An 18,333-nucleotide genomic window follows, 5' to 3' on the forward strand; every position below is an offset into this window, starting at 1 on the left:
TCTAAGGATTGCGCTAGAGAGCCGGATAGCGTCCTCACATGGACCCGATCCGCAACCCCTACGCGCCCGGCGCCGGCCAGCGCCCGCCCGAGCTCGCCGGTCGCGACGAGCAGGTCGGGGCCTTCGACGTCGTGCTGGAGCGGGTCGCCCGTGGGCGTCCCGAGCGGTCCTTGGTGCTCACCGGCCTGCGAGGGGTGGGCAAGACCGTGCTGCTCAACGCCCTGCGCTCGCAGGCGGTCCGCAAGGGCTGGGGCACCGGCAAGCTCGAGGCGCGGCCCGACCAGCGGCTGCGCCGGCCGCTGAGCAGCGCGCTGCACCAGGCGGTCCGCGAGCTCGCCCACCCCGAGCAGGACCAGGCCGACCACGTCCTCGGCGTGCTGCGCGCCTTCGCCCAGCGTGAGGCCGGGCCCACCGCCAAGCTGCGCGAGCAGTGGAGCCCCGGGATCGACGTACCTGCTGCGCGCGGGCGCGCCGACTCCGGCGACATCGAGATCGACCTCGTCGAGCTGCTCACCGACGTCGGCGGCCTCGCGGCCGACGTGGGCAAGGGCGTCGCGGTGTTCATCGACGAGATGCAGGACCTCGGGCCCGATGACGTCTCCGCGCTCTGCGCGGCCTGCCACGAGATCAGCCAGTCGGGGCTGCCGGTGATCGTGGTCGGGGCCGGTCTGCCGCACCTGCCGGCGGTGCTGTCGGCGAGCAAGTCCTACTCCGAGCGGCTCTTCTCCTACCAGCGCATCGACCGGCTCTCGCGCGCCGAGGCCGACCGCGCCCTGACGGCTCCCGCCGACGACGAGGACGCAGCGTTCGCGGAGGCCGCGCTGACGGCGATGTACGCCGCGACCGGCGGCTACCCCTACTTCATCCAGGCCTACGGCAAGGCCGTCTGGGACCTCGCGCCCCGCTCGCCGATCACCCCCGAGGACGTCGCGGTCGCCGCACCCGAGGCCGAGCGCGAGCTGGCGGTGGGGTTCTTCGGCAGCCGCTACGAGCGGGCGACGCCGGGGGAGCGCGACTACCTGCGCGCGATGGCCGACGCGGCGGTCGCCGTCGCGGAGGCCGACCCGGCGGGCGAGGGTGTCGACGTCGTCGGCTCGGTCGCCACCTCCGACGTCGCGGTGCAGCTCGGCAAGAAGCCGCAGTCGCTCTCGCCCGCGCGCGACTCGCTGCTCAAGAAGGGCCTCATCTACTCCGGCGAGCGTGGCCGGATCGCCTTCACCGTGCCCCACTTCGGTCGCTACCTGCGCGAGAACGCCTGACCCACCCCGCCGAGTCGGCGCGATGTTGCAGGCCGTGCAACATTGCGCCGACTCGGCGGGTGGGTCCTGGCGTGGCGGATCCCGATCCGCGACACAATGGCGCCATGAGGCCGCAGGTCGTCGCTCACCGGGGCGCGAGCCACGAGAACGCCGAGCACACCCTCGGGGCCTACCTCGCGGCGCTCGACGCGGGTGCCGAGGGCCTCGAGTGCGACGTTCGGCTGACCGCCGACGGCCACCTGGTCTGCGTGCACGACCGCGACCTGCGTCGTACGACGAGCCGCCGCGGCGTCGTCTCCACCCTCGACCTCGCGGAGCTGTCCGAGCTCGACTTCGCCGCCTGGAAGAACCCGTGGACCGACCTGGACGACGAGGCGCCGGAACGGGACGAGGAGCTGGACCGGGTCCTCACGCTGCGCAAGCTGCTCGAGACCGTCGCCGACTACGACCGTCGCGTCGAGGTGGCGATCGAGACCAAGCACCCGACCCGCTACGGTGGGCTGGTCGAGAAGCGGCTCGTGGAGATGCTGCGCGACTTCGGCTGGGACACGCCGGGCTCGCCGGTGCGGGTGATGAGCTTCTCGTTCACGGCGCTCCAGCGCGTGGAGCGGCTCGCGCCCCACGTCCAGCTGGTCCAGCTGGTCGAGCACCTGCCGACGTGGCCCATGCTGCGCCGCGTCATCGGCAAGGACTGGTTGGTCGGCCCGGGCATCGAGCTGCTGCGTGAGCACCCGCGTTTCGCCCAGCGGGTGCTGCGCAGCGGCCACGACGTGCACGTGTGGACGGTCAACACCGAGGCCGACCTCGACCTGTGCATCCGGCTGGGCGTCAAGGCCGTCATCAGCGACCGGCCGGCCTACATGCTGGAGCTCCTCGACCAGCGGCAGGACCAGCGGTAGGACCAGCGTGAGGACCAGCGGTAAGACCAGTGAGGGGGCCGGGAACGGCCCGGGCTCGCCGGGCCCAGTAGGTTCTGGCCCATGGCCAAGAGCTCCCGCACCAAGACCCGCGACTCCGTCCCCGCCGGCGAGGTCGCCCCCCGTCAGCCCTGCCCCTGCGGCTCGGGCAAGCGCTACAAGGCGTGCCACGGCGCCAAGGGTGGCGCCGCCGACGTGTTCGTGGGCCGCCCCTTCGAGGGACTGCCGTCGGAGTGCGACATCGTCGCGATGCGCGAGCTCGTGCCCGCCGCCACCGCGACCCTGACCGTCGAGAAGGCCGGCCACCGCCAGGTCCAGCTCTGCACGCTGTTGCCGATGGCCGCGCCGGCCATGTCGCGCGAGAGCGGCCAGGTCTGGCTCGGCCTCCAGGTCCAGCACAACTACGGCGACCCGTCACGCGATCTCGCGGCGGTGCTGTTGGAGGCCATCGACGCCGAGCCCGGCATCGTCGGCCTCACCTCCGCGCCCGGCGAAGGCCCCCGCCTGCAGGACCTGGTCGGCGACGCGACGCTCGAGGTCACCGTCCACGACGGCTTCGACTACTGGATCGGTGACGTCGAGGACACCAGCGGCATGGAGGGCGCCCTCGAGCAGGCCAACCAGGCCGCCACCCCCACCGCCCGCCTGAGCTCGGTCGAGGCGGCCTACTGGACCAACGTCGGCGCCAAGGAGCACCTGCGCTGGGTGATGCCCGAGCCCGAGGACCAGCTCCTCGACGCCCTGGCGCGCCTCCACGTCTCCGGCGCCGACGTCATCGCCGAGGGGGCGCGCCTGGTCGGCATGTTTCGCGCGCACGGCCTGCTGGCCCCGGTCTGGGATCTGCCCGTCGGCACCGGCGCGGCCGCCCTCGAGGGGCCGGCCGCGACGTTCAAGTCCGCGCTGGACGAGGCGCTGGCCGACACCTCCGACCTGACCGCCGAGCAGCGGGCGGCTCGCTCGGGCCTCGCGAACCGTCAGGTGACCATCCGCTGAGCGATGCCGCCAGAGGTGTTCCGGATCACACCCGCCCCGATGCGGCGACACCCTCGCACCCGACGTAGCGTGAACGATTGGTCCGACCGCTGCTGAATCCCCCGTCTGCAGCGGTCGGACCTGCTATCTGCCGGCCCCCGGCTCGAGGCCTCGGCCCTGGCGTGGCCGGCGCAGCGCCCAGGCGCCCAACCGCGAGTAGCCCTTGACCGAGACCCGGCGCATCCGCCGGAACGTGTACGGCGACCCGCCGGCCTCACCCTCGGCCTGCCCGTCCGGCGCCTGACCGTGCGGCGCCTGCCCGTCCGCGTCCTCGGCGTGGACCCGTCCCGAGAGCCGCTCGTAGGCGCCCTGGTCGATCAGGACCGTGCCCGGGCGGGCCAGGGCGGTGAGCCGCGAGGCGATGTTGACGGTCGGGCCGAAGACGTCGCCGAGGCGGGTGACGACCGGCCCGAAGGCGATGCCGGCGCGCACCTCGGGGAAGCGGTCGTCCTCGTCGCTGCCGCGCGAGGTCATGGTCAGCGCGATCTCGGCCGCGTCGGTCACGTCGTCGGCGACCACGAGCACCTCGTCGCCGATGTTCTTGATGATCCGACCGCCACGGTCGACGACCAGCCCGAGGGTCTCGCTCTCGAAGTGCTCTAGCCAGTCGACGAGCTCCGCCTCCGACAGCGCCTTGCTGCGCGAGGTGTAGCCGACGATGTCGACGAACACCACCGCCTGGCGTACGACGGGCGAGCCCGGCGTTTCGACGGCCAGCATCCGGGCGCCGGCGCTGACGAGGTGGCGTCGCCACACGTAGGACTGGAGGGCCTCGACGCGTGGCAGCACTTCCTGGGTCAGCTGCGCCAGGGTGTCTGCGGGATCGGCGTCGCTCTCCAGCGCCCGGCTGGTGAGCAGCGTGGCCTGCCACTCGGCCAGCCGCGCATAGCTGCGACCCCAGGTGCGCACCAGCGCCGCCTGCCGGTCGGGACCGAGGATGCCGAGGTCGATGAGGTCCCGGGTGTGGCGCAGGGCCTGGACGTCGAGCGGGGTGAACGCGATGGCATCGTCGGTCTGCGTCGGGAAGCCCATGAGTCGCCACAGCTCCGTGGCGACCTCCGGCTCGACGCCGGACTGCTCGGCGACCTGGAGCCGCGTCAGGCTCGGTGCCTCGCCCAGCAGATAGGTCTCGACGACCTCGAGGGCGCCGGCCAGGACGACGGGGTCCGGCGGCTCCCGGTCCTCAGGGTCCTCGGGCGGTGTCAGGTGCTCATCCCAGGCGGGACCCGGCGACGGCCTCGAGCGCCGCCTTGAACTTGGGCATCTGGTCGCAGAGCTCGCGCACCGTCTCGGAGGTGAAGTGGATGACCTCCAGCGGCGTCAGCGCCACGATGGACGCGGTGCGCAGCGAGTGGCCGAGGATCGCCTGCTCGCCCATGAACTCGCCCGGACCGAGCTGGGCGATCTCCGCGCCGCCCTTGCGCACCGACACGGTGCCGTCGATGAGGATGTAGGCCTTGTCGGCGGGGGTGCGCTCCCAGATCGGCGACCAGCCCTCGGGCAGCGTGACGTGCCTCCCCTTGGCGCTGATGCGCGCGACTTCCTGCGGTGTGAACGAGTCGAAGAACGAAGCCATGCCGAGCCTTTCGAAGTGGTGCTCCCGCACGGATCCTCCCTTCTCCACCCGGCACTGTCCAGCAAACGCGCAGGTGACCTGCGTCCCGGTGGCGAGGTGCCGATCCGGTGAACCCCGCCGGGGGGCGCTAGCATGGTTGTCAGCACCGACCGACCGCAGCGCGGAGTCGTCGAGCGACGACTCAGATGGCGGGGGTCGATGATGCGTTCCCCAGCAGGGGGGCGCAGGTCCCACACCGGGGGCGGGCCATCGAGGTCCACCGCGATCGATAGCGCGTGTATCGGTGGGGCCGAGTCGTCGGGAGTGGCCCGTCCACGCACCCGGCGTCGTCCGAGGTCCCGGGAGCGGGACGCCGTACGACACCCAGGTTCCGCCGCGGCGCGCGCGGTGGATGCTCATCAGGAGGAGCTTTGGCCCGACGAGGCCAGCGCCAGTCCGGCGCGACCCGCACGAACCCGCGCAACCAGCGCCGGGCCCGTGATCTCGACAACGAGGGCGTCATCCCCGTCCTCGCCCGCGCCGTGCGCGAGGTCGAGACCCGGGCACAGCGTGGTCCCGTGCCCCGCGAGGGACGCACCAAGTTCCAGGTCGTCGCGCTCCTCGTACGTGAGGAGCGGTTCCGGCTCAAGGCCGACACGACCGTCACCGAGGCCCAGCGGGCCGAGCAGCTCAAGCGGCTCGACGGCATCGCCACCATCCTGGCCAAGACCACCGCCCGCGACACCTCGCTGCTGGTCCTGCTCGCCGAGGACGCCGAGGTCTCCGACGCCGCGCGTGACCTGCGCCGCGAGCTGATCGCCAAGGCCGGCATGGAGCCGGAGCCGGAGCCCGAGCCCGATCCGGAGCCGGTCCTCGCGAGCGCCGCCGCCGAGCGCCGGGTCGTCCCGGCCTCGGTCGTCGCCCGACAGCTGGCCAACCCCTTCCTCGTGCCCGACTTCTCCGCGGCCCCGCCGCGCCCGGCCGGTCCCCGCCGCCTGGCCAGCTGGGAGCTGATCAACCCGCTGCTGACCTCCTTCGAGCGCGCCTCCGGTGGCGCCAAGGCGTGCATGGAGCTGCCCGAGGCGGGCGCGGTCCAGGCGCCGGGCAAGCTCGAGCTGATGCACCACCAGGCGCAGGTCGTCGCCGCGGCCGAGGCCGGTCACCGCACGTTCCTGCTCGCCGACGAGCCCGGGCTGGGCAAGACCGCGCAGGCGCTGCTCGCGGCTCAGGCCGCCGACGCCTACCCGCTGCTGGTCGTCGTGCCCAACGTCGTCAAGACCAACTGGGCTCGCGAGGCCCACCTCTGGACCCCGCACCGTCCCGCGACCGTGATCCACGGTGATGGCGAGACCATCGACGGCTTCGCCGACATCGTGGTCGTCAACTACGAGGTGCTCGACCGCCACGTCGGCTGGCTGGGCAACCTCGGGTTCAAGGGCATGGTCGTCGACGAGGCCCACTTCATCAAGAACAAGTCCTCCCAGCGCTCCCAGCACGTGCTCCAGCTCTCCGAGCGCATCCGGGCCCGCACGCCCCGTCCGCTGCTGATGGCGCTGACCGGCACTCCGCTGATCAACGACATCGAGGACTTCCGCGCGATCTGGCAGTTCCTCGGCTGGATCGACGACAAGAAGCCGATGGCGGAGCTCATGGAGGGACTCGAGGAGACCGGCATGACACCGGTCGACCCGGGCTTCTACCCTGCCGCCCGTGCCGCCGTGATCGACATGGGCATCGTGCGGCGCCGCAAGGTCGACGTCGCCTCCGACATCCCGGCGCGCCGCATCGCCGATCTGCCGGTCGAGCTCGACGACGCCGCCGGCCGCTCGATCCGCGACGCCGAGCGCGAGCTCGCCCGCCGTCTGGTCCACCGCTACGAGCGGGCGCTCGAGACGCGAACCTCGGGCGTCACCGTCGAGGGCATCGACCACGAGCTCGTACGCCGCGTCGCCGGCTGGGAGCGCGACGACACGACCACCGCCAAGGCGGAGGAGAATGTCTTCGCGATGATGCGCCGCATCGGGCAGGCCAAGGCCGGTCTCGCGGCCGACTACGCCGCCCAGCTCGCGCGCAACGTCGGCAAGGTCGTGTTCTTCGCCAAGCACATCGACGTCATGGACGTCGCCGAGGCGACCTTCGCGCGTCGGGGGATCGGCTACACCTCGATCCGCGGCAACCAGTCGACAGCGGCCCGCACCAAGGCGATCGACTCGTTCGTCAGCGACCCCGAGGTCCAGGTCGTCGTCTGCTCGCTCTCGGCCGCCGGTGTGGGGCTCAACCTGCAGGTCGCGTCCAACGTCGTGCTCGCCGAGCTGTCCTGGACCGACGCCGAGCAGACTCAGGCCATCGACCGCGTGCACCGCATCGGTCAGGGGGACCCGGTCACCGCGTGGCGCATCATCGCCTCGCAGACCATCGACACCAAGATCGCCGAGCTGATCGACTCCAAGGCGGGCCTCGCTGCCCGCGCCCTCGACGGCTCCGACGAGGAGGTCTCCGACTCCGCCGACATCCAGCTCGAGGCGCTCGTCGCCCTGCTCACCGAGGCGCTCGAGGAGAAGCTGGGGTTGTAGGCGCCTAGGCGGGGGTAGTACGGGACGTTTTCTACGTTCTGAAACGCTTCAGAGGTCGAAAACGTCCCGTACTTTCCGGGCCCGGGCAGCCGCCTCAGACGGCCAGCGGGTCCCGGGCGACCGGGCAGCTCATGCAGCGCGGGCCGCCGCGACCGGAGCCGAGCTCGGAGCCGGCGATCCGCACGACCTCGATGCCGGCGTCCTCGAGCCGCTCGTTGGTCTCGTCGTTGCGCTCGTAGGCGACCGCCACCCGTGGCGCCAGGGCCAGGGTGTTGTTGCCGTCGTCCCACTGCTCGCGCTCGGCGGTGACCGGGTCGAGCCCGGTGTCGATCTGGTGCAGCGTGTCGATGCCCATCGCCTTCGCGGCGGCCACGAGGAACGGCTCGGCCGGCGTCACCGCGAGGATCAGCGTCCCGTCGTCGGTGGCTCCGTCGGCCGTCACGGCGTAGGCCATCAACGAGTCGGCGACGTTGGGATACATCACGATCTTGTCGACGTCGACCATCGTGCACACGGTGTCGAGGTGCATGGTGGCGCGCTCCTGCGCGATGGGTACGGCGAGCACGGTGTCGGCCAGCTTGGCCTCGAAGACCTGGCGGGCCAGGCGCTCCGCTCCCGCGGGCGTCGTGCGCTCCCCGACGCCCACGGCGATGACTCGAGGGGCCAGCAGGAGGACGTCGCCGCCCTCGACGTGCTCGAAGTGGTGGCCATGGATGCGCGGGGTGCCTGCGAAGCGCGGGTGCAGGCTGTAGATGATCTCGGTCAGCTGGGTCTCGCGCTTGCGCGCCGGCATGGCCAGTGACGTGATCGCCACCCGGTCGTGCACCCACACCGAGGAGTCGCGCGTGAAGAGCAGGTTGGGAAGCGGGTCGATGAGGAAGTCGTCGCGTGCCATCAGCGAGGTGACCAGGCCGAAGCCGCCGCGCACCTCGTCGTTGCGGATGCCGGCCGTCAGGTAGCCCGTCAGCTCCGACGGCGACGCGTCGTGCAGGAAGCCGCCCAGGTAGTGGCGCATCGTGTCGCCGAGGTCGAGGTCGGCCAGCGCGGTCGCGATCGCGCTGTCACGGGCCTCGGCCGTCTCGAAGGTGTCGGTCAGCAGGTCGGTCAGGTAGAGGACCTCGACGTCACGGGAGCGCAGCGCCTCGGCGAACGCGTCGTGCTCCTCCTGTGCCCGCGCCACCCACGGGATGCCGTCGAAAAGCAGCTTGTCGTTGTTGCGGGGGGTCAGTCGCTTCAGCTCGTTGCCGGGGCGGTGCAGCATCACCGTCCGCAGTCGGCCGACCTCGCTGTCCGCGCCGTGGATGGCAGTCATGGGCTCAGCCTAAGGGGCACCCGACGTCAGGACACCAGCTCATAGACGGTGAGCGTCGCCAGCAGCACGCACACGCCCGCGCCGAGGAAGTGCAGCACGTGGATCGAGATGAACCGGAGCAGGCTGCGCCCCACGATCACCGCGAGCGCGCTGACGGTGAGAAGCGCGGCCAGCGCGCCGACGAAGACGCTCAGCGGTGCCTCGTACTTCGCGACCAGCGACAGCGTCACCAGCTGCGACAGGTCGCCCCACTCGGCCGCGAACAGCACCAGGAACGACGCCAGCACCGCCCGCCACCCGGTCACGGGCTTGGCCTTCTCGGCGAACTCGTCGCCGCTGGCCGCTTCCTGGTGGCTGCGACCCTCACGGAAGAGGATCACCGCGCCGACCAGGAACAGCACGATCGCCGCGATCTTCACGACGTCTGGCGGGAGCAGCGACGCGGCGTGACCCAGTGCCACGGCGACGCCGGTCTGCACGGTGAACGCGAGTCCGACGCCGATCCAGACCAGGATCGGGCGGTACTTCGTCGCCAGCACCAGCGTCGCCAGGAAGGTCTTGTCCGGCAGCTCGACGAGGAAGATCGCGCCGAAGGTGAGCGCGACGGCAGCGAGGTCCATGCTCCCATTCTCGGACGTGCGCCCGACCACCCTGACGCAGGGGTACGACGGGACCACCCACGCCGTGGTGGGTCCTCTCGCCCGACGTACGCCGGATGCTGAGGGCCCTGCCCCTCAGCTGATCGGGCGGGGAGGCAACCGCGCCTCCAGCGACGCGACCTGCACCTTGAGCTCCTCGAGCGCAGCGAGGATCGCGGCCGACGACTCGTCGATCTCCTCACCGATCTCCTCAGCCAGCTCCTCGCGCGACTCCGCGGTCTCCCGGTCGAGCGCCTCGACGGCGACGGCGATGAAGAGGTTGAGCACGATGTAGGTCGCCATCACGATGAAGAGGATGAAGAACGCCCAGGCCCAGGGGTAGACGTCGGTCGCCGGGCGCACGACGTTGGCCCAGTCGTCACCGGTGGTGATCTGGAACATGGAGAGCAACGAGGTTCCCAGCGAGCCGAAGTGCTGGGGGTCGACGTCGCCGAAGAGCTGCGTCGCCATCACCGCCCCGATGTAGAGCAGCATCGCCAGCAGGGCGCCGATCGACGCCATGCCGGGCACGGTGCTGACCAGCGCTCCGACGACCACCCGCATCGAGCGCACGGTCGACAGCAGCCTCAGCACCCGGAGCACGCGCAGCACCCGGAAGACGGCGTAGGAGCCGCCGCCGGGCACCAGCGAGATCAGCACGACCAGGAAGTCGAAGACGTTCCACGGACCCCGGAAGAAGCCGAGGCCGTAGGCGTAGAGCCGCAGCGAGATCTCGACGACGAAGATGCCCACCGTCGCCCAGCCGACGGTCGTCGTCGCGTCGCCGTAGGACGCCATCCAGCGCGGCGAGACCTCGAGCCCGATGACGGCCGAGTTGACCAGGATGACCGCGATGATCGTCCACTGGAAGGCGCCGGTCTCGACCAGGCGTCGTACGACGGCGCGTGAGCCGGTCGTGCCCGTGCCGGTCATGCGCGGAACGAGTCCGCGGGATAAACGCCGAGGATCTTGACGTCGGTCGTGAAGAAGGTGAGCTCCTCGAGCGCGTGCGCCAGCCCGATCTCGGCCGGGTGGCCGTCGACCTCGGCGAGGAACTGGGTGGCGGAGAAGTGGCCGCCGACCATGTAGCTCTCCAGCTTGGTCATGTTGACCCCGTTGGTCGCGAAGCCGCCCAGCGCCTTGTAGAGCGCGGCGGGGAGGTTGCGCACGTTGAAGATGAACGACGTGACGACCGGCCCGTCGTCGAGGGGAGCCTCGACGTAGTCGCGCGAGAGCACGACGAAGCGGGTGGTGTTGTGGTCCTCGTCCTCGATGTCCTCGGCGAGCACGTCGAGGCCGTAGATCTCCGCAGCCAGCGGTGGCGAGATCGCGGCCTGGGTGGGGTCGGCCGCCTCGGCGACCTCGCGCGCGGCGCCCGCGGTGTCGCCGGAGATGATCGGCACCAGGCCGTGCTCGCGGATGATCTTGCGGCACTGGCCGAGCGCGTGGACGTGGCTGTGCACGGTGGTCACCTGCTCGAGGGACGCGCCGGGCACCCCGAGCAGGTGGAAGCGGATCCGCAGGAAGTGCTCGGCGATGATGTGCAGGTCGGAGTCGGGCAGGAAGTGGTGGATGTCGGCGACGCGGCCGGCGATCGAGTTGTCGATCGGGATCATCGCCAGGTCCGCACTGGGGCTCACTCCGGGGCTGCCCTCGACGGCGGCGAAGACGTCCTCGAACGACGCGCAGGCCAGCGCCTCCCAGTCGGGGTAGTGCTGGCGGCACACCAGGTGGGAGTTGGCGCCGGGCTCACCTTGGTAGGCGATGCGTCGAGGGGAAGTCACCCGAGTGAGTTTAGGGTCGGGGACGTGGTCCTCCTCGCCGTTCTCAGCCTCGCGGTCGCGCTCGTCGCGATCACCCTCTCGGTCCTCACCCTCCGCACGACGAGCAGCGCGCGACGCGCGATGGGCGCGGAGGCCCTCCCCGAGGACGTCCACGGCCTGCGCCAGGAGGTCGCGGCGCTCCGCGCGGAGGCTCGTGGCTCGCTCCGGCACCTGGCCGTGGTCCGCTACGACGCCTTCGGCGACATGGGCGGTCACCTGTCCTGGTCGCTCGCGCTCCTCGACGACAGCGGTGACGGGGTGGTGCTGAGCTCGATCCATGGCCGCTCCGACGCCCGCAGCTACGCCAAGAACATCGCCCGGTGGCGCTCCGAGCAGCAGCTCTCACCGGAGGAGGACGAGGCGATCGCCAACGCCCGGTCCTAGAGGCCGATACGCGGGGGAGACAACTTCCCGGCCCTGGAACGGCACGCTGTTGGCGGCCCGCACCACCGAGGGGACCCCCTTCGGCAACGGCTTCATGGGCGCCGAGGCCCGCTACTACGAGACCTGGAAAGCAGGTCTACCGCTGGGCCCTCGGCGGCAGCGTCTCGATCGAGGGGCCGCCGACCCGCCAGCCCCTCGATCGAGGGCTGCTTCGCCATGGACGACGCCGACCCGGGAGCCGCGCTCACCCGCTGCTGACCCGGCCGGGCCATGCCCGCGGTCGGCTCCAGGAGCCGCTGGCTGCCCGCCGCCCGGTGGCGGGCGGCCAGCGCCAGCAGGCGCAGCCGCGAGGCGGTCCACAGGTGCAGCGAGGTCATCAGGAAGAGCCCGAGGTAGAGCACGATCGGGTAGAGCCGCTCGGCCGGCATGTCGGAGAAGGCGTGCCAGGGCCATTCGATGATCAGCACCCCGGCGCTCAGCGACGCCAGCACGAAACCGCCTGCCATGGTCAGGGTCCAGAGCGCCAGGATCGTGAGCCCGACCATCTCGAGCAAGATCGAGGTCGAGCGCCAGGCCAGGCCCGCGACGAGCACCGCACCCCCGACGAAGGCCAGGCCTCCGGTCGTCAGCCGCATCCAGTCACCGTACTGATCGAAGGTCGCAGCCGTTCCGTTGAAAAGGATCAGGAGTCCGGCCATCAGGCCGATGAGGGCATGGAGGAGCAGCATCCCCAAGCGGTTGGCCTGCTCCCACTCGGCGGCCGCCAGGGGTCGCCGACGCCCGAACGCGTTCGCGGAACGCGAGGGCGGGGGGTCGCGGCGTGCGCCGATCACGGGAGGACCTTTCGTCGTGACGCAAAGTGTGACAGGCGGGGGGTGACGCCCACCAGAGACGAAGAGGCGCGCTCACCTGGCCTGTTGGGAGCCAGGATCTGTCCGAAAGGATGACTCCACGAGGTGGCGGCCTCAGGGCTCGAGGGTGTAGCCCAGCCCGCTGGTCGTCAGCAGGTGGCGGGGCCGGGCCGGGTCGGCCTCCAGCTTGCGACGCAGCTGGGCGGCGTAGACGCGCAGGTAGTGGCTCTCGTGCTCATAGCCCGGACCCCACACCTCGCGCAGCACCTGCTCGCGGGTGACCAGGCGCCCGGCGTTGCGCGCGAGCAGCTCGAGGAAGGCCCACTCCGTGGGTGTCAGGCGTACGTCGGTCCCCTCGCGCGCGACGCGCTTGCGCGCCAGGTCGATGACCAGGTCACCCACCTCGACGGTCGAGACCGCGGGCCATCAGGACCGAGCTCAGCCGACGCCCTTCGTCAGCTCCGCGCCCATCGCTGTGACGAGCGCCTGGAGGCCCTTCATCGGCCGGACCATCACGGTGAAGGACGTCAGTCGGCCGTCGGTGCCCCAGCGGAGCATGTCCACGCCGTGGACGCTCATGTTGTCGACGACGGAGGTGAACTCCAGCACCGCGCTGTCCTCCGAGCACCACTCGGCGACGTAGCGGAGCTCCGGGCCGAGCACGACCATCGCGGCGCCGAGGTATGCGGTGGTGAGCGCCTTGCCCGCCTGCGGGGTGTGGACGGCTGGGGAGCGGAAGACGACGTCGTCGGCCAGCAGGGCATCGAGGCCGGCCGGGTCGCGGGACTCGGCCACGGCGTGCCAGGCGGCGACCGGAGCGGGGCGGCTGCTGGTGGGGGCGGTCATGAGCGCCAGTCAACCACCGTCCCGTGATCACCGACCCGCGGACTAGCGCGGGACCCGCACCAGCAACCGTCCGTGGACACACTCCATGTGCAGCTCGCGGCCCGGGCCGATCGAGTCGCCGTCGAGCTGGCGCGGGGTGTCGGTGGCGGCCCTGATGCTGACGCGCTGGCCGGTCATCCGGTTGATGGTGTCGTCGGTGCGCGATTGCTTGGCGAGCACCCGGAAGGCCAGGGGGATCCAGGAGAAGAACGTGCGCGGGTGCAGGATCACGACGTCGATCTGGCCGTCGTCGATGGCGGCGTCGGGCAGCAGCGGCATGCCGGCCTGGAGGAAGCCGACGTTGCCGACGACGACCGTGCGCGCGCGGTGGCGGGTGTAGTCCCCACCGTCGACCGAGATGTCGACCCGGACGGCGGGGAACATCAGGGACCTGAGGCCGGAGATCACGTAGGCGATCCAGCCGACCTTCTTCTTCAGGTCCTCGTTGACGCCCTCCATCAGCGCGGCGTCGAAGCCCATCCCCGCCATCACCGTGAAGTGGCTGTCCTCGATGCCGTCGCCGGTCACCGAGACCATGTCGATCGCGCGGTCCTGGCCGGTGAGCGCGACGTCGATGGCGGCGCGCACGTAGAGCGGGATGCCGAGGTTGCGGGCGAGCAGGTTTCCGGTGCCGGCGGGCACGATGCCGACCGGGATGCCGGTGCCGGCGAGCTCGGCGCAGACCTCGCGGACGGTGCCGTCGCCGCCGCAGACGATGACCAGGCCGGCACCCTCGACCGAGGCCTGCTCGGCCTGGCCGGTGCCGGGGTCCTCGACGGTCGTCAGGTGCCACGACGGCTCCTGCCAGCCAGCCTCGAGGGCCATCGAGGTGACGATCGACTGGAACTGCCCGACGTCCTCGACCTTGATCGGGTTGAGCACGACGGCGAGCTTGCGCCCGGGCGGCAGGACCTCGGCCAGCGGCTCGATCTTCTCGGCGTGGCTGCGCGGCAGCGGGCTGTAGACCGCAAGGCCGAGCAGTACGAAGCCGGCACCGAGGAGCACCCCGCCGATCACGTCGGTCGGGAAGTGCCGCCCGAGCAGCACCCGGTCCAGGCAGACGAGGATCACGACCAGGGCGACGGTGACGTCGGCGAAGCGGCGCACGCCGGCACGGCGTACGAGCATCGAGACCAGCACCAGCACGATGCCGCCCAGTGCAGCGACCGACGACGCGTGGCCCGAGGGGAACGCGTTGTTGCCCAGCAGCCACTCGGGCTCCTGCCACGCCGGCCGGTCGCGTCCGACGCCGAGCTTGATCAGCGTCGTCGCGGCCGAGGTCAGCCCCATCACGCCGGCCGCGTAGAACGCCGCCCGGCGGTAGCCCTTGACGAACATCGCGACCGCCAGCACGACGGTGTACGCCGTCATGGCGACCGTCCCGAAGGCCACCTCGACCACGCGGAGGAACGAGCGCAGCCCCTGGTCGTCGACGGCCCAGCCACGCACGGTGTCGCCGCGGTCGTCGAAGGACACCAGGGGGGACCAGCCCTGGTTCACGGCGAGCGCCAGCAACCCGACGAGGCCGAAGCACAGGGCGGACCAGGTCAGGAGGTGGACGCGAGAACGGTCAAGCACGGCGCCCAGTATGAGCGACGCGATCACCCGCGCACGAACTGGGAAGCAATGGGGATGAGCGCGCCGCCCGAGCCCCGATAGCCTGGGCCCATGATCGATCCGCGCATCCTCCGTGAAGACCCAGACCGCGTCCGAGCCGCCCAGGCCAAGCGCGGCCTGTCCGACGACGTGGTCGATCGCGCACTGGCCGCCGACACCGCCCGTCGTGAGGCGATCACGACCTTCGAGTCGAGGCGTGGTGAGCAGAAGCGGCTCGGCAAGCTGATCCCCCAGGCGCAGGGTGAGGAGAAGACGGCGCTGCTCACCCGGACCAAGGCGCTCGCGGCCCAGGTCAAGGAGGCCGAGGCCGCCCAGGCGGTGGCCGAGGAGGAGTGGCGGCAGTCGCTGCTCTCGATCCCCAACCTGGCCGCCGACGAGGTGCCGGCCGGCGGTGAGGACGACTTCGTCGTGCTCGAGACCGTCGGCACGCCCGCGACGTTCGACTTCGAGCCCCGCGACCACGTCGAGCTCGGTCGGATGCTCGGGGCCATCGACCTCGAGCGTGGCGCCAAGGTCTCCGGCTCGCGCTTCTACTTCCTCACCGGCGTCGGTGCCGAGCTGGAGTTCGCGCTGATCAACCTCGCCAACGAGACCGCCCGCGAGTTCGGCTTCACCCAGGTGATCGCACCGTCGATGGTCAAGCCGCGCGCCATGGACGGCACCGGCTTCCTCGGCCAGGCCGCAGACGACGTCTACCGCATCGAGGGCCAGGACATGTACCTCGTCGGCACCTCCGAGGTCCCGATGGCCGCCTACCACTCCGACGAGATCCTGGACGGCTCGTCGCTGCCCCTGCGCTACGCCGCGTTCAGCCCGTGCTTCCGCAAGGAGGCCGGCTCGCACGGCAAGGACACCAAGGGGATCATCCGGGTCCACTGGTTCGACAAGGTGGAGATGTTCGTCTACACGACGGTGGAGGACTCCTACGCCGAGCACCAGCGGCTGCTGTCGATCGAGAAGGCGTTCCTCGACAAGCTCGAGCTGGCCTACCAGGTGATCGACACCGCGGCCGGCGACCTCGGCCTGTCCGCTCAGCGCAAGTTCGACTGCGAGGCGTGGATCCCCACCCAGGGCAAGTACCGCGAGCTCACCTCGACCTCCAACTGCACCGAGTTCCAGACCCGACGCCTCGACACCCGCGGCCGCTTCACCACCGCCGACGGCGGCACCGAGCTCAAGGCGATCGCGACGCTCAACGGCACCCTGTGCGCCGTCCCGCGCGCGATCGTGGCCATCCTCGAGACCCACCAGCAAGCCGACGGCTCGGTCAAGGTGCCGCAGGCACTGCAGAAGTGGCTGGGACGCGAGGTCCTGGAGCCGGTGACCGGTGGCTGAGGACTGGAAGCCCGGCATCGTCGCGCTCGACATCGACGGCACCCTGCTGAAGTGGATCGAGGGCGCCGGCTCGACCTACGAGCAGGTCGAGCCCGCTGTCCACGACGCCATCCACCGCGCCCTCGACGCCGGCGCCCACGTGGTGCTCGCGTCCGGCCGCTCGCCGCACGGCATGACCCCGATCGCCGACCTGCTCGACCTGCGCGGCCAGGACGCCGAGCGGCTGTGGATCGTGGCCAGCAACGGCGCCGTGGTGTTCCGCTACCCGCCGCTCGAGGTCGTCCACGAGGAGACCTTCGACGCCGGGCCCGCGGTCAAGCTCATCCTGGAGCGCCAGCCGACAGCGCGGGTCGCGGTCGAGGAGCGCGGCATCGGCTACCGCGTCAGCACGCCCTTCCCCGACGGCGAGCTCTCGGGCGACATGATCGTCACGCCCGTCGAGGAGCTCGTGGCCGGTCCGGTCAGTCGTGTCATCATCCGCGACCCCGACGCCAGCGCCGAGCAGTTCGTCGAGCTCGCGAAGGCGCTCGGACTGCACGGCACCAACTACGTCGTCGGCTGGACCGCCTGGCTGGACCTGTCGCCGGTCGGGGTCTCCAAGGCCTCCGGGCTCGGCCACGTCGCGTCGGCCCTCGGGCTTACCGCCGCCGACGTCCTGGCGATCGGTGATGGTCGCAACGACATCGAGATGCTCCAGTGGGCCGGCCGCGGGGTCGCCATGGGCCAGTCGGTCCAGGAGGTCATCGACGTGGCCGACGCCGTCACCGAGTCGGTCTACGAGGACGGCGCCGCCATCGAGATCGACCGCTGGTTCCGGTGACCGAGGACGCAGTCGTCGGCGAGCCTGCTGTCTCGCCGGTCGCGTCCCTGCCCGCGCTGATCAGCTCCGAGCGGCTGCGCCTGATCCCCATCAGCGCCGCCGACGCCGCCGACATGCTGGCCGGTCGCCACCAGGACCGCTGGCACCCCGACTACCCCCGCCGTGACGACGTCGACGCAGCGGCCATGGTCCGCGCCGGGGACACCTGGGGTCCGCGCCACGTGGTCCTCGGGATGCTGGCGGTCGGCTCCATCGGCTGCTTCGGCCCGCCGACGGACGGTGAGACCGAGGTCGGCTACGGCCTCGTGGAGGCGGCCCGCGGCGGTGGCGTGGCCACGGAGGCGCTGCGTGCCCTGGTCGCGCAGACCGACCTCGTCGGCGTACGACTGCGCGCCAGCGTGCGGGTCCTGGCCAAGTGCGGCTTCACCGAGCTGCGTGGCAGCAACGAGGACGGCGACCTGGTCATGGCCCGGCCGCTGCCCGTCCGGACGGCACCGTGAGCGGGCTGCCGCGCCTCGTCGCCACCGACCTCGACGGCACCCTCGTAGGCGCCGACGGCGCGATCAGCGACCGTACGGCGGCCGTCCTGCGGGCCGTCGAGGCCCGCGGCGTCCCGGTCGTGTTCGTCACCGGTCGGCCGCTGCGCTGGGCGGCCGACGTCTTCGAGCACGTCGGCTCCCACGGCCTCGCGGTCGTGAGCAACGGCGCGGTCGTGTGGGACGTGGCCGAGGAGCGCGCGCGGCTCGAGCGGCCGATCGACCCGGCCCTGGGCCTCGAGGTGTGTCGCGCCCTGCGCGCGGCGGTGCCGGGCACGACGTACGCCGTGGAGGACCTCGACGGGATCGCCCTGGAGCCGGAGTTCCTCGAGCGCTACCTGGTGCCGGAGGGCAGCCGCCGGGCGCCGGTGGAGGAGCTCTTCGACCGCCCCGCCCTCAAGCTGCTCGCGCGGCACGAGGAGCTCGACCCGCAGGACTTCTGGTCCCGGGCCGAGGTGGCCACCGAGGGCCGGCTGGTCATCACCTGGTCGTCGAGCACGTCCCTGCTGGAGATCAGCGCGCCGGGCGTGACGAAGGCGTCGACCCTGGCGCTGCTGTGCGACGAGCTCGGCGTCGCCGCGGCCGACGTCGTGGCCTTCGGGGACATGCCCAACGACCTGCCGATGCTGGGCTGGGCGGGCACGGCCTATGCGATGGCCAACGCCCATCCCGACGTGCTCGCCCTCGCCCACCACGTCGCTCCTCACCATGACGAGGACGGGGTCGCGCAGGTGCTCACCGGCCTCTTCGGGCTCGATGAGGTGTGACTCGTGGCGTGGCGGGGACGTCTCGACTG

19 protein-coding genes are annotated in these 18,333 nt (G+C 71.5%); 9 read left to right on the forward strand and 10 right to left on the reverse strand.

All coding sequences use genetic code 11. From position 1 onward, the window contains the following. The first annotated feature begins 38 nt into the window (after positions 1 to 38). From BM204_RS09750 to BM204_RS09760, 3 genes are all read left to right on the forward strand, one after another. Entirely contained in the window at positions 39 to 1,259 is a 1,221-nt protein-coding gene (locus tag BM204_RS09750; protein WP_091112561.1) for an ATP-binding protein, read from the forward strand. A gap of 104 nt (positions 1,260 to 1,363) precedes the next feature. Then, entirely contained in the window at positions 1,364 to 2,158 is a 795-nt protein-coding gene (locus tag BM204_RS09755; RefSeq protein WP_091112564.1) for a glycerophosphodiester phosphodiesterase, read from the forward strand. A gap of 81 nt (positions 2,159 to 2,239) precedes the next feature. Next, on the forward strand, positions 2,240 to 3,169 hold the full coding sequence (locus BM204_RS09760) for a DUF5926 family protein (RefSeq protein WP_091112567.1): 930 nt from the start codon (positions 2,240 to 2,242) through the stop codon (positions 3,167 to 3,169). A gap of 123 nt (positions 3,170 to 3,292) precedes the next feature. Here BM204_RS09760 and BM204_RS09765 read toward each other — a convergent pair whose 3' ends face one another. Together BM204_RS09765 and BM204_RS09770 are read right to left on the reverse strand one after the other, a co-directional pair. Next, on the reverse strand, positions 3,293 to 4,240 hold the full coding sequence (locus tag BM204_RS09765) for an adenylate/guanylate cyclase domain-containing protein (protein ID WP_246166591.1): 948 nt from the start codon (positions 4,238 to 4,240) through the stop codon (positions 3,293 to 3,295). Positions 4,241 to 4,418: 178 nt separating this feature from the next. Continuing rightward, positions 4,419 to 4,784 carry a Crp/Fnr family transcriptional regulator gene (locus BM204_RS09770; RefSeq protein WP_091112572.1) on the reverse strand — a complete coding sequence of 122 codons (366 nt, stop codon included), beginning with the start codon at positions 4,782 to 4,784 and terminating at the stop codon, positions 4,419 to 4,421. A 410-nt stretch (positions 4,785 to 5,194) separates the two neighbouring features. Here BM204_RS09770 and BM204_RS09775 point away from each other — a divergent pair, with 410 nt between their 5' ends. Further along, positions 5,195 to 7,336, forward strand: coding sequence for a DEAD/DEAH box helicase (locus BM204_RS09775; protein WP_091112574.1), 2,142 nt, complete (start codon positions 5,195 to 5,197; stop codon positions 7,334 to 7,336). Positions 7,337 to 7,430: 94 nt separating this feature from the next. Here the strand turns inward: BM204_RS09775 and BM204_RS09780 are convergent, their stop codons facing one another. The 4 genes from BM204_RS09780 to BM204_RS09795 all read right to left on the reverse strand — a co-directional run bounded on the left by BM204_RS09780 (position 7,431) and on the right by BM204_RS09795 (position 11,070). Continuing rightward, a complete protein-coding gene (locus tag BM204_RS09780; RefSeq protein WP_091112576.1) occupies positions 7,431 to 8,648 on the reverse strand; it encodes an arginine deiminase in 1,218 nt (405 codons plus the stop codon). A gap of 26 nt (positions 8,649 to 8,674) precedes the next feature. Further along, complete coding sequence (locus BM204_RS09785) at positions 8,675 to 9,268, reverse strand: TMEM165/GDT1 family protein (protein WP_091112578.1); 594 nt, start codon at positions 9,266 to 9,268, stop codon at positions 8,675 to 8,677. Positions 9,269 to 9,382: 114 nt separating this feature from the next. After that, positions 9,383 to 10,219, reverse strand: coding sequence for an ion transporter (locus BM204_RS09790; protein ID WP_091112581.1), 837 nt, complete (start codon positions 10,217 to 10,219; stop codon positions 9,383 to 9,385). Further along, on the reverse strand, positions 10,216 to 11,070 hold the full coding sequence (locus tag BM204_RS09795) for a prephenate dehydratase (protein ID WP_091112583.1): 855 nt from the start codon (positions 11,068 to 11,070) through the stop codon (positions 10,216 to 10,218). The genes BM204_RS09790 and BM204_RS09795 overlap by 4 nt, the downstream gene beginning before the upstream one ends. Before the next feature lie 24 nt (positions 11,071 to 11,094). Between BM204_RS09795 and BM204_RS09800 the strand changes: the two genes are divergently transcribed. Beyond that, complete coding sequence (locus BM204_RS09800; RefSeq protein WP_246166590.1) at positions 11,095 to 11,493, forward strand: DUF4446 family protein; 399 nt, start codon at positions 11,095 to 11,097, stop codon at positions 11,491 to 11,493. 92 nt (positions 11,494 to 11,585) lie between these two features. Here the strand turns inward: BM204_RS09800 and BM204_RS09805 are convergent, their stop codons facing one another. The 4 genes from BM204_RS09805 to BM204_RS09820 form a co-directional block, all read right to left on the reverse strand. Next, positions 11,586 to 12,326: a hypothetical protein gene (locus BM204_RS09805; RefSeq protein WP_091112587.1), complete on the reverse strand. Its 741-nt coding sequence runs from the start codon at positions 12,324 to 12,326 to the stop codon at positions 11,586 to 11,588. 132 nt (positions 12,327 to 12,458) lie between these two features. Continuing rightward, complete coding sequence (locus BM204_RS09810; RefSeq protein ID WP_091112590.1) at positions 12,459 to 12,746, reverse strand: winged helix-turn-helix domain-containing protein; 288 nt, start codon at positions 12,744 to 12,746, stop codon at positions 12,459 to 12,461. Positions 12,747 to 12,782: 36 nt separating this feature from the next. Then, positions 12,783 to 13,190: a nuclear transport factor 2 family protein gene (locus tag BM204_RS09815; protein WP_091112593.1), complete on the reverse strand. Its 408-nt coding sequence runs from the start codon at positions 13,188 to 13,190 to the stop codon at positions 12,783 to 12,785. 42 nt (positions 13,191 to 13,232) lie between these two features. After that, entirely contained in the window at positions 13,233 to 14,807 is a 1,575-nt protein-coding gene (locus BM204_RS09820; RefSeq protein ID WP_091112672.1) for a bifunctional phosphatase PAP2/diacylglycerol kinase family protein, read from the reverse strand. 90 nt (positions 14,808 to 14,897) lie between these two features. Between BM204_RS09820 and serS the strand changes: the two genes are divergently transcribed. Genes serS through BM204_RS09840 form a run of 4 tightly spaced genes read left to right on the forward strand, consistent with a single transcriptional unit; the run spans position 14,898 to position 18,304 of the window. Next, the gene (gene serS, locus BM204_RS09825) at positions 14,898 to 16,181 is read left to right on the forward strand and encodes a serine--tRNA ligase (protein WP_091112594.1); all 1,284 of its coding nucleotides are present in this window, start codon (positions 14,898 to 14,900) and stop codon (positions 16,179 to 16,181) included. Beyond that, positions 16,174 to 17,001, forward strand: a complete 828-nt coding sequence (locus BM204_RS09830) for an HAD family hydrolase (protein ID WP_091112597.1) — start codon at positions 16,174 to 16,176, stop codon at positions 16,999 to 17,001. The genes serS and BM204_RS09830 overlap by 8 nt, the downstream gene beginning before the upstream one ends. Next, a complete protein-coding gene (locus BM204_RS09835; protein WP_246166589.1) occupies positions 16,998 to 17,501 on the forward strand; it encodes a GNAT family N-acetyltransferase in 504 nt (167 codons plus the stop codon). The genes BM204_RS09830 and BM204_RS09835 overlap by 4 nt, the downstream gene beginning before the upstream one ends. After that, positions 17,498 to 18,304 (forward strand): HAD family hydrolase, encoded by an 807-nt coding sequence (locus tag BM204_RS09840; RefSeq protein WP_091112598.1) that lies wholly within the window; start codon positions 17,498 to 17,500, stop codon positions 18,302 to 18,304. The genes BM204_RS09835 and BM204_RS09840 overlap by 4 nt, the downstream gene beginning before the upstream one ends. Positions 18,305 to 18,333: the final 29 nt, after the last annotated feature.

This window comes from Nocardioides psychrotolerans (genome assembly GCF_900113685.1).
Classification (GTDB): domain Bacteria; phylum Actinomycetota; class Actinomycetes; order Propionibacteriales; family Nocardioidaceae; genus Nocardioides; species Nocardioides psychrotolerans.